Origin of the sequence: Pseudomonas caspiana, assembly GCF_002158995.1 — a bacterium.
In the GTDB taxonomy this organism is placed as follows: Bacteria; Pseudomonadota; Gammaproteobacteria; order Pseudomonadales; family Pseudomonadaceae; genus Aquipseudomonas; species Aquipseudomonas caspiana.
On record NZ_LOHF01000041.1, the window covers coordinates 19865 to 29878 of the forward strand.

Annotated in this window: 10 protein-coding genes; 2 read left to right on the forward strand and 8 right to left on the reverse strand. The window is 55.4% G+C overall.

Features of this window, described 5'->3' with window-relative positions:
* Nucleotides 1-95: 95 nt before the first annotated feature.
* The 4 genes from speA to AUC60_RS26810 all read right to left on the reverse strand — a co-directional run bounded on the left by speA (nt 96) and on the right by AUC60_RS26810 (nt 4452).
* A complete protein-coding gene (gene speA, locus AUC60_RS26795; protein ID WP_087274523.1) occupies nt 96-2009 on the reverse strand; it encodes an arginine decarboxylase in 1914 nt (637 codons plus the stop codon).
* A gap of 147 nt (nt 2010-2156) precedes the next feature.
* A complete protein-coding gene (locus AUC60_RS26800; RefSeq protein ID WP_087274525.1) occupies nt 2157-2528 on the reverse strand; it encodes a translation initiation factor Sui1 in 372 nt (123 codons plus the stop codon).
* A 301-nt stretch (nt 2529-2829) separates the two neighbouring features.
* The gene (locus AUC60_RS26805; protein ID WP_087274527.1) at nt 2830-3369 is read right to left on the reverse strand and encodes an NUDIX hydrolase; all 540 of its coding nucleotides are present in this window, start codon (nt 3367-3369) and stop codon (nt 2830-2832) included.
* A 3-nt stretch (nt 3370-3372) separates the two neighbouring features.
* Entirely contained in the window at nt 3373-4452 is a 1080-nt protein-coding gene (locus tag AUC60_RS26810) for a DUF2333 family protein (RefSeq protein ID WP_087274529.1), read from the reverse strand.
* Between the two features lie 581 nt (nt 4453-5033).
* Here AUC60_RS26810 and AUC60_RS26815 point away from each other — a divergent pair.
* Nucleotides 5034-5570 carry a BRO-N domain-containing protein gene (locus AUC60_RS26815; protein ID WP_087274531.1) on the forward strand — a complete coding sequence of 179 codons (537 nt, stop codon included), beginning with the start codon at nt 5034-5036 and terminating at the stop codon, nt 5568-5570.
* A 325-nt stretch (nt 5571-5895) separates the two neighbouring features.
* Here AUC60_RS26815 and AUC60_RS26820 read toward each other — a convergent pair whose 3' ends face one another.
* From AUC60_RS26820 to AUC60_RS26835, 4 genes are read right to left on the reverse strand one after another with little or no spacing between them, the layout of a single operon-like run.
* On the reverse strand, nt 5896-6222 hold the full coding sequence (locus AUC60_RS26820; RefSeq protein ID WP_193441884.1) for a hypothetical protein: 327 nt from the start codon (nt 6220-6222) through the stop codon (nt 5896-5898).
* An 8-nt stretch (nt 6223-6230) separates the two neighbouring features.
* A complete protein-coding gene (locus AUC60_RS26825; RefSeq protein ID WP_144443306.1) occupies nt 6231-6938 on the reverse strand; it encodes a peptidoglycan recognition protein family protein in 708 nt (235 codons plus the stop codon).
* Entirely contained in the window at nt 6931-7467 is a 537-nt protein-coding gene (locus AUC60_RS26830; protein WP_087274533.1) for a hypothetical protein, read from the reverse strand. The genes AUC60_RS26825 and AUC60_RS26830 overlap by 8 nt, the downstream gene beginning before the upstream one ends.
* Complete coding sequence (locus AUC60_RS26835; RefSeq protein ID WP_087274535.1) at nt 7464-7970, reverse strand: Hcp family type VI secretion system effector; 507 nt, start codon at nt 7968-7970, stop codon at nt 7464-7466. Before AUC60_RS26835 ends, AUC60_RS26830 begins: the two co-directional genes overlap by 4 nt.
* 290 nt (nt 7971-8260) lie before the next feature.
* Here AUC60_RS26835 and AUC60_RS26840 point away from each other — a divergent pair, with 290 nt between their 5' ends.
* Nucleotides 8261-9919: a diguanylate cyclase gene (locus AUC60_RS26840; RefSeq protein WP_087274537.1), complete on the forward strand. Its 1659-nt coding sequence runs from the start codon at nt 8261-8263 to the stop codon at nt 9917-9919.
* Nucleotides 9920-10014: the final 95 nt, after the last annotated feature.

The following is a 10014-nucleotide window of genomic DNA, read 5'->3' on the forward strand; positions in this document are numbered from 1 at the left end:
TATCGCGGGCAAGCACCGCTCCCACATAAAAATCGCGTCTATTCAGTAACTAATTTTTGTTTGGCGGGAGCCAATAGGTTGGCTCCCGCTTCAGATCAAGAAGACAGGTAAGAAGACCGCGTCAGGCCCAAGCGCAGCGCATCCAGGAAGTACGTGCGTTCACGCGGGGTGATTTTGGCGCTGGCAACTTTGTCCCGGTAATGGGTCATCAGTTCTTCCGGCGACAAGTGCACGTAGCGCAACATGTCTTCGATGGTGTCGTGGGTTTCGATGCCGGCGGAATAAACGCTGCCATCCGGGTTCTGGTAGATGTTCACCGAATCGGTGTCACCAAACAGGTTGTGCATGTCGCCAAGAATTTCCTGATACGCGCCGACCAGGAATACGCCCAGCAAATAGTCTTCGCCTTCGTTCAGGCCGTGTACTGGCAGGCTGGTTTCGATGCTCTGCTCGTCCACGTACTGATTGATCTTGCCGTCAGAGTCGCAGGTCAGGTCTTGCAGCACAGCGCGACGCACTGGCTCTTCGTTCAGACGGTGCAGCGGGATGATCGGCAACACCTGATCGATAGCCCAGGTATCCGGAAGGCTCTGGAATACCGAAAAGTTGCAGATGTACTTGTCGGCCAGCTTGTCGTTGAGTTCGTCCAGCACCTGACGATGAGAGCGTTGACGCGCTTTCAACGAGTTGTGCAGGCGACGGCAAACGGCGAAGTAGCACTGCTCGCCCAAGGCTTTTTGCGACAGGGAGATTTTGCCATCGGCGTACTGAGCCGCGATGTCACTCATATAGTGAGTGGCGCGCCAGTAGGTTTCGGTGACCATTTCGATATCGGTCGGGCCGAGCAGATCGACCAGCCATTGCAGGGTTTCCGGCAGGCTTTCCTTGTCTTCGATCACCGGGACTTCGTCGTTATGCTTCTCGACGTCAGTGACCTGAATGACCAGCATGGCGTGGTGCGCGGTCAGCGAGCGGCCGCTTTCCGAGAAAATGTGCGGGTGCGGCAGGCCCTGCGCATCGCAGAACTCTTTGAGCATGCCCACGACAACACCGGCGTAATCGTCCATGTCGTAGTTGATGGAGCTGGCGTTGCGCGAGTGAGTACCGTCGTAGTCGACACCCAGGCCGCCGCCCACGTCGATGTGATCCACCGGCAGGCCGAGGTTGCGCAGTTCGCCGTAGTAACGAATCGCTTCCTTGAAGCCATGCTGATAATCCGCAAGGTTGGCGATCTGCGAACCCATGTGGAAGTGCAGCAGGCGAATGCCCTGATCCAGACCCGCCTTGCGGAAGCGCTCAACCACGGACAGCAGTTGCGCCGCCGACAAACCGAATTTGGACTTTTCGCCACCGGTGTCAGCCCACTTGCTGGACGCCAGGGAGGACAAGCGCACGCGCAGGCCCACTTGTGGCTGAACCTTGAGCTCGGCCGCTTCTTCGATCACCAGTTCAACTTCGGACTCTTTCTCGATCACGATGAACACATTGTGACCCAGCTTCTGGCCCATCAGCGCCAGACGAATGAACTCACGGTCCTTGTAACCGTTGCAGACGATAGTGCCGCCTTTCGGCGCCAATGCCAGTACCGCCATCAACTCCGGCTTGGAGCCAGCTTCCAGACCGATGGACACGTTCTGGGTCGCGATGATGTTTTCCACCACCGCTTCCTGCTGGTTAACCTTGATCGGGTACAGCGCGGTGTACTGGCTCTGGTATTCCAGGCGCGCAATATTCGCGTCGAAAGCGCCAGTCAGCTGACGCACGCGGTCTTGCAGAATGTCGGGGAAACGCACCAGCAATGGCAGGCTCAGCCCGCTTTTGCGCAAGTCATCGACCTGCTCGTAAAGATCGATAGGCGAACTGCCCGGCCCATTGGGACGAACTTCAACACGACCCGCTTCGTTGATCGCGAAATAACCAGCGCCCCAATGGCGGATCCCGTAGACACTGCGGCTGTCCGCAACGGTCCATTGGCTGCCATCGTCTTTACGTGTGCGTCGTACGGACATCGAAGTCCCCTATAAAAAAGTCAGGTAGCGCCAGCCATAAACGGGCTGGGCGCAGTGTAAAGAGTGCAAGTGACGGTTTGGTGCCAGCGAATGATGGAAAGTAGACCCGCAATGCAAGCCAGAGTTTGCCTGCGGTCCGCGGTGCCATCAGCCGCCGGATTTCTTCGCCTTGAAGCCCTGCTTGATCAGTTCGGCCAGCAGCAATTCGACATGATCGCCTTGAATCTCGATCACGCCGTCCTTGAGCGCTCCGCCGGTGCCGCACCGTTGCTTGAGGGTCTTGGCCAGATCCTTGAGGCCGTCTTCAGGCAATGGCACGCCGGTGATGGTCGTCACTGTCTTGCCGCCACGGCCTTTGCTTTCGCGGCGCACACGGGCAATGCCATCCCCTTCCGGGATCAGCGTCTGTTTGCAGATGCAGGCATCAATGGGATGACGACAGTCGGGACAATGCCGTCCCGCGTCGGTGGAAAATACCAGGCCACCCAGGGCGGCGAAGGATGAGGCTTTTTTAGCCACCGCAAATCCTCTTGTTGAGGACTGAAGATTGGTCGACATCCATAAAGGGTCGGCCGCGAAGCCCCACTCAGGCAGGGGCAGCGCAGCTGGACGGAAACCCCCGGCCAGCTTGAAAAGGTCGCGCAGTGTAACGGCAAAAAGCCCGGTTGCTAAGGGCCAATTACTCAACATTTGCGACGTGGGTTTCAGTTACCTCAGCTGTAGGGGCGCACAAGCAACGCGAGGCTGCGATAACGTTCTGTCTGATGCACCGCCATCGCGGCCTCGCGTTGCTCGTGCGCTCCTACAGGGCGGGCGCGATTTAATGCTCAAGCCCGACCAGATACCGCTTCAACGCCGCCACCGAATCCGGACAATAAGGCTTCTGTTCGGCTTCGCGCAGGGCCTCATCCACAGGGATGAAACGCGCCTCCAGCACCTCTTCCGGCTGCAACGTCAAAGGCCCGTCCCAGACCGCAGAGAACACCGCACACCAGAGCCGGTTGCCCGGTTGATCAAAGAAAAAGTGCTCGTGCTCAATCAAAGGCACCCCGCTGACGCCCAATTCCTCTGCCAATTCCCGCGCAGCCGACTCAGCGTAGCTCTCGTCTGCCTGCACCATACCGCCCGCTGCAACATCCCAGTAACCGGGATAAATTGCCTTGCTCAGCGTACGACGATGCACGCAAAGCTCGCCGGCAGAATTGAACAACAGAATATAAGTGCCGCGTCCGATCAGACCGGCTTCACGCAATTGCGAACGGACCATGCCCCCGAGTGGCTGGTCCAGCTCATCAACCCAAGCGATCAACTCGGCGTCCGAGGCGGCGCGGTGCGCAGCCTCGGCGGATGAAAACGACATCGATCAACCCTGCGACAGCAGTTGACGAAGGTCGATCACAGCGGCGTTAGCGCGAGAAATGTAGTTGGCCATGACCAGCGAGTGGTTGGCCAATACACCAAATGCGCTGCCGTTGAGCACCATTGGGCTCCACAGCGGTTCTTGCGAAGCTTCCAGCTCACGAATGATCTGACGCACGCTGACAGTGGCGTTCTTCTTGGCCAGTACATCGGCAAAGTCGACTTCGATGGCGCGCAGCAAGTGCGACAGCGCCCAGGCCTGACCGCGTGCTTCATAGAACACGTTGTCGATTTCCAGCCATGGCGTCTCGACGATCTCCTCATCAACCTGCGGCACTTCACCCGGCTTCACGGCCACCAGCGCTTCAGTTTTCAACGTGCTGTTGAGCTTCACACGGCCAACGCTCGCTGAAAGACGTTGCGACAGCGAACCCAGACGGGTATTGACGTCGCCCAGCCAGTTGCTGAGGTTGTCAGCCCGCGCATAGAACAACGCAGTTTTTGAATTCGGGTCGGACAGACGTGCTTCATAACGATTCAGTGCTGCAATACCTTCGCGGTACTGAGACTCGCTCGAAGGCAGCACCCAGCTGTTATTGCTGAAGTTGAACAACGGCTCAGCGCGGGCCAAATCGCCGTCTTCAGCCGATTGGGACTGGGAACGGGAAAAATCCTTACGCAAGGCACGGCTCAAGTCCCGCACCTGGAACATCACGCCGTATTCCCAGCTAGGAATATTGTCCAGCCACAAGCCAGGCGGGAAGCGGTCGTTGGACAGATAGCCACCGCGCTTCTCGAGCAATGTATTGACGACGGTCTTGAGAGTTTCGACGGTGGTGTAACCAATCACCATCTGCTTGCCTTCGCGCTCGGCCGCAGCCTGAGCGTTTTGCTGGACGGGGAACAACGCCGGTTCACTGCTCCAGTACCAGCCGATCAGCAAGGTGACCACCAGGTAAATCGCAACCACGGCACCCAGCGCACGGCTGTAAAACAGCCCACCCAGGTACCCACGGCGCTTGACCGAAGCCGGTTCATCGACGCGCTCTTTCGCGCTGCCTGCGCGGTTCTTCCAATCCAGCATGGCTATGTCCTTTCAATCACAGGGTTCAGTGCTCTGACCGCAACCTTACAGCAAGGTGCCTTTTGCAGGTATGTCGGGGTGGGAGGTTTTGTTGAGGATGGCTCGCGAACATATACATCAGCAGTGGGTTTACCCGTTTGCCCCCCGCGATCACGAAGCAGAAGAAGAACCTGTAGGAGTGAGCTTGCTCGCGATGGCGTTCTCTCTGCGAGCAGGTCTTTGATTGACAGACCGCATCGCGAGCAAGCTCACTCCTACAGGTAGCGCGGTGTCATAAAGAACCGCAACTAATGACCACAACAAAACCAGAAACGCCCTACAGCATTGGCCATTGACCCAAAACGGCTGCTCTTTGATCATTCCCGCCCTGAGCCTAAGAACTCTGACAACCGTACACCCGCCACGATAGACAGCGGTTTTTTTGCGCCTGCGCTAAGGTCACTTAGCGCAGCCGTTTAATGCATCTGCACGTCTGTCATGTCGGGAGTCGGCTAATACAAGACCCTTCGGGGGAATATGCCGGCACTGGTTGTTGGTGTTCTTAGCTCCCGACGCCTTTTGCATTAATAAGGACAGACAGCATGGACACGCCTTTCGAACCCCTACGTTTCACCCATCAGAAACGCCATCTGCACGCCCTTATCATGGAGCAACAAGCCTGGTTCTGCGCCCGCGACCTTGGTCGTTTGATGGGCCTGTTCCTTGAAAACCGGCTGGTCCGCAAACTTGACCCCGACCAGCGCTGCACCCTGACCCTGAACTACTACGGCGAGGCGCAGGAAATGCTCATGGTCAGTGAGTCTGCGGCGTATGCCTTGCTGGTCCACCACCATCACCCGACCAACAGCCAGTTGCGCCAGTGGATCACCCATGAAGTCATGCCTACGCTATTCGCCGCACGCATTCATTCACTGCATAACAGCCCGACGCCCGCGCGACTGGAATGGCAAGGCGGCGAACTGGGCGTTATCCATTGGCAAAATGAACCGTGGATCAGGCTGCGGGACATGCCGAGCTTGTTGCCGGGGCGAGAAGGGTTGCAGGTCAGGCCGGTGAGTTGGTGGGGGCGGATTAAGCGTAGGTTGGGTATCACCAATAAGGAGCGAGCACCTTTCTGAAAAACCATGGCCTCATCCTGATCACAAATCGAGTCCTGTATATTTCAACGGTTAAAAGAGCCAACCCAATGGACGATGCGATAAACTCCGTAGTCCACGCGGCTGACTGTCGGCTACGATAAACGACAGCAGAATTCCCATTAAAAACCACCGTAACGAAATGTTAAATAATTTGGCGGGCATTATCATGATTACAAGCTGGGTAGTGCTCGATAGTGCAACGGCAGTTAAGCGCTCATTGACTAGAACTGACCTGGGCATAAGCAGCATTATTTTTCATGCCAAGTCAATGAACAATGGTTATCCATGCATATTTAAAACGAAGTCACTCACCCGCGTTACTTAAGGGAGGATCTGAATTAAAGTGCCCTGGGCTGTGGCCGTAGCTGCATCGCTCAAGATCCGCCTCAGTAGAGAGCGCAGTAATTATTCCAAGTCTATATTTGCAATAATCGATAACTCGCTGCCTATCCTCCAACGAAAGCTCCCGCAAGGTCTTACCCTCACCCTGATTCGCAAAAATATTATGAAACTTAATTTGCAGAGTTAAATATTTTTTCTTGAAAGGAATCGTCTCCAGATCGGCGTCTTCTAGATAATCATAGTATCCATAGTTCAAAACGAAATACAAAACGACCAAAAAGATCAGCACTATTCTCTTCATGACGTAGGTGGCGCAAGAAAATTCATTTTTGTACGCAATACTTTAACCAATTCAAGCCCGACATTACCAGGACAGATTTTATTGCCCTGAAACGGAAATTCTCGGTGCGCACCTAATACAGAAATATTGAACACACTCTTTAGGGCCTGAATAAGTGCGAGAGTCGCATCCAGCTGCCGAGCCGGAATCGCCCGCGTTGCATCATAACCAACGCTGTCCCGAACCCCCGTCCTCACCTTTGCGTATATATCGCCCCCCTCCTCAACCGTCGCTAAATTCTCCAGCAAAACAATTCCGATAGCACCGGTATTGAAATCAAGCATGTGGCTACCTTTGAAGCGTATATCTCGCCCTTCAAATATGAAGCCTGAACAATCAATCCCGAAGTGATAACCCACGTCACCGTAATTTTGTTTCAGATGCATTGCCTCGACATCCTTCATCTGCAAAGCGCCGGGATCACAGATAAACGCACGACCCGCATGGTGGATCGAGATCATCGAATAGTCCCAATCAGAGTCAAGTTCGGCCTCCACCTTACGGGCTGTCCACTCAGATCTCTCAATCGCCGGAAAGCCCGCCGCCGTAATACGTCGAAAAATCGTTGCTCGCGTAGCAGCTCTATCGTTGACGGTAATACGGTGAGTTATATTCCCTATCTGAACGACTTTTGCACTTGTGTGAGCGACATATTCCCTAGTCATCAGCGTGTTCCATAAAATCTTCGATAAGTCCCGTAGGAGCTTTGAACAAAAAATGCACCTCGATTTTCTCCCCCGCTGAAGACGCCGTTATGTAGGCCACTCCTTCTGCATCGGTATAACCGCTGAGATGCTTACCGTTGACCACTGCGATATATCGTCTGTTTGCCAACGGCATTCCATCTGTGTCGTCTGCATAAAAAATCTGTCCATACCGAACCGCCTGCTGATCCTGATGCACACGAAGCCGCTCCATCACAATCTGCTCAGACTTCCGCCGTCGCAGTGGCTTCTTGAACTGCCCCCAATCAAAGTAATAAGCCTCATCCTTCACAAGCAGCCATTCACCGCTGGACACCGGGTCCAAACCTTCGTTATCAAAGTTGATCATCTGCTCACGCTTGAGCTGAGCAAGACCTTCGATGCTGTCGCCTCGCTCAAATGCGTCCTTGACCAATATTCGTGCTTCGTCAGGCGAATAAGCGTTAGCCAGTTCCTCGGGCAGCGGGTATTGCGCACTGATTAGTTTCAAAACGAACTCTCACCAAGCCACTCATCGTAAGCAACGGTGCCGGCGATCTTGTGTCTCCAGCGAATGACCTGGTAAGCAAAATGCACTCTTTCAAGCTGGGTGAAATGAGCGGTCGCCAACTCCTGGCAGTGAGGCATGATCATCTCAACACCCACGATGAGCGCCTCCTTGATCTCCACGCTGTAGAAAAGCTCTTCGCCACCAACTGCCGCGTTGCGATAGAAATCCAGCGTGCATTTGGTCAGGGGCTCTCCGTTGCTGAGCGCCGCGTAAATGAGCGGTGACGATTTGTCGATGGCTTTGGTAATGATTAGAGGCTTGTGCTTTCTATGCCCTTCCCGCGCACCACCTGGAACCATAATCGCGTGGTTGATGGCCTGAACCAGAATCTGGTCCTCATGACCCTGGCGCCAGGCATTGCCCATCGACTGTTCGCCCAGTGCCCCTGCAGTGATGAGGCCTTGTTGGGTTCCTTGGATGGTCATGTAAGCGGGATGTGGCATCGGCCTGCTCCTGATGGATGTGCCGCCACCCTACCAGCGCCAATTCCCCCAAAATCAACCGCCGAAAAATTCAGAAATACCCTACGCCACGCCCTCAGGATTCCCGCCAAACAACTAGGCAGTTAAGCTTTGGTCCTACAATCGCGGCCTTCACCCACCCGCAGCACTCACGAAACTCTCCAGTCATCGAATTGTTGCCAATTATTTGACTTAGGGCACGTTCGAGGCGGAAAGTAGGTGGTAGCATAGCGCCAGCAGTGATCTACCAGAGAACACACACGTAGCCCGATATGACCGAGCCAGCAGATCCAAGTCGCGATCGTCTCAAACATCATTTCGCTCAGCGCGTCATCCATCAGGCACGTCAGATTCTTGAGGCTTGGCAGCGACTGCAGCAGGGCGAATGGTCTGCAGCGGATATGGTGGAATTTCAGGATGCCAACCAGCGCCTGCTGCGCTTTGCGGAGCGTTTTGAGCAAATCGAGCATATCGAGTTGGCGCAGGCCATCAATACCTCGCTGGAAGGGGTCGAAGCTAACCGCGGACGTTTGAGCAGTAGCCTGATCACAGAACTCAACAGCTTGATGCAGCGTTTGTCCCGCACGGGGCTGCGCCATGGCGATCGCTTTGAGCAGACCGCCCTGCCACCGTTGCGCAAGCCTATCTATATTGCTCTGCAGGATTTTGAACGCGCCGAGCGCTTGAGCAAGCAGCTGGAGTTTTTTGGCTTGTACGCTCAGGCGCTGGACGGGCGGAGCAATTTCCAGACGGCCATGACTCATCGCCATCCGTCCGCCATCGTCATTGACGTGGACTTCTGCGGCCCGGGCGAAGGGCTGAAGCTGGCGGCAAGTGTTCAGCAAGGGCTCGAGCAGAAGTTGCCGCTGCTGTTTTTCAGCCATCACGAAACAGATACCCCCACACGCCTGGCCGCAGTGCGCGCCGGCGGCGAAGAGTTCCTGACCGGTACGCTGGAAGCCTCCAGCCTGCTGGAGAAAATCGAAATCCTCACCTGCGTTGCGCAATACGAGCCGTACAAAGTCCTGATCATTGATGACTCCCGCGCGCAGGCTTTGCATACCGAGCGCCTGCTCAACAGTGCCGGGATCGTGACTCGCACGTTGCTGGATCCGATCCAGGCCATGGCCGAACTTGCGGACTTTCAGCCGGACCTGATCATCCTCGATATGTATATGCCGGGATGTACCGGTACCGAACTGGCCAAAGTCATCCGTCACAACGACCGCTATGTCAGTGTGCCGATCATTTATCTGTCGGCTGAAGATGATCTGGACAAGCAACTGGACGCCATGAGCGAAGGCGGCGATGACTTCCTGACCAAGCCGATCAAGCCGCGCCACCTGATCACCACGGTGCGTAACCGTGCAGCGCGGGCGCGCAACCTCAAGGCGCGCATGGTTCGTGACAGCCTGACGGGGCTGTATAACCACACTCATATCCTGCAACTGCTGGAAGACTGCTGCTTCCGTGCCCGTCGGGAAAGTCAGCGGCTGTGCTTCGCGATGCTGGACATTGACCACTTCAAGAAGGTCAACGACAGCCACGGTCACCCCATGGGCGACCGGGTGATCAAGAGTCTGGCGCTGTTTCTCAAACAGCGGCTGCGCAAGACGGATTACATTGGCCGTTATGGCGGGGAAGAATTCGCCATCGTGATGCCAGATACCGATATTCAGAGCGCCCATCTGGTACTGGACGAAATTCGTCGGCGCTTTGCTGAAATTCACTACCCCGCACAACCGGCTGATCTGTTCTGCACATTCAGCGCAGGCGTTGTGGAAATGAGCGACAAGGACGACAGCCTGCTGCTCGCCTCTCGTGCCGACGAAGCGCTGTACCGGGCGAAACATGCCGGGCGCAATCATGTGTTTCTTGAATATGACGCCAAGCAGAGCTCACTGCTGCTGAGCTTGGCTGACAAGGCCTGAGTTCGTCAGCACGCAAACGCTCCCATCAAAAAAGTTATAACTACCTGAATAGATGAGATTTTTATGTGGGAGCGGTGCTTGCCCGCGATAAGGCT

Coding starts and splice junctions, on each gene's coding strand:
- AUC60_RS26825 (WP_144443306.1), bottom strand. CDS start 6,938: ATGACTAGGGAATATGTCGCTCACACAAGTGCAAAAGTCGTTCAGATA.
- AUC60_RS26840 (WP_087274537.1), top strand. CDS start 8,261: ATGACCGAGCCAGCAGATCCAAGTCGCGATCGTCTCAAACATCATTTC.
- AUC60_RS26815 (WP_087274531.1), top strand. CDS start 5,034: ATGGACACGCCTTTCGAACCCCTACGTTTCACCCATCAGAAACGCCAT.
- AUC60_RS26835 (WP_087274535.1), bottom strand. CDS start 7,970: ATGCCACATCCCGCTTACATGACCATCCAAGGAACCCAACAAGGCCTC.
- speA (WP_087274523.1), bottom strand. CDS start 2,009: ATGTCCGTACGACGCACACGTAAAGACGATGGCAGCCAATGGACCGTT.
- AUC60_RS26805 (WP_087274527.1), bottom strand. CDS start 3,369: ATGTCGTTTTCATCCGCCGAGGCTGCGCACCGCGCCGCCTCGGACGCC.
- AUC60_RS26810 (WP_087274529.1), bottom strand. CDS start 4,452: ATGCTGGATTGGAAGAACCGCGCAGGCAGCGCGAAAGAGCGCGTCGAT.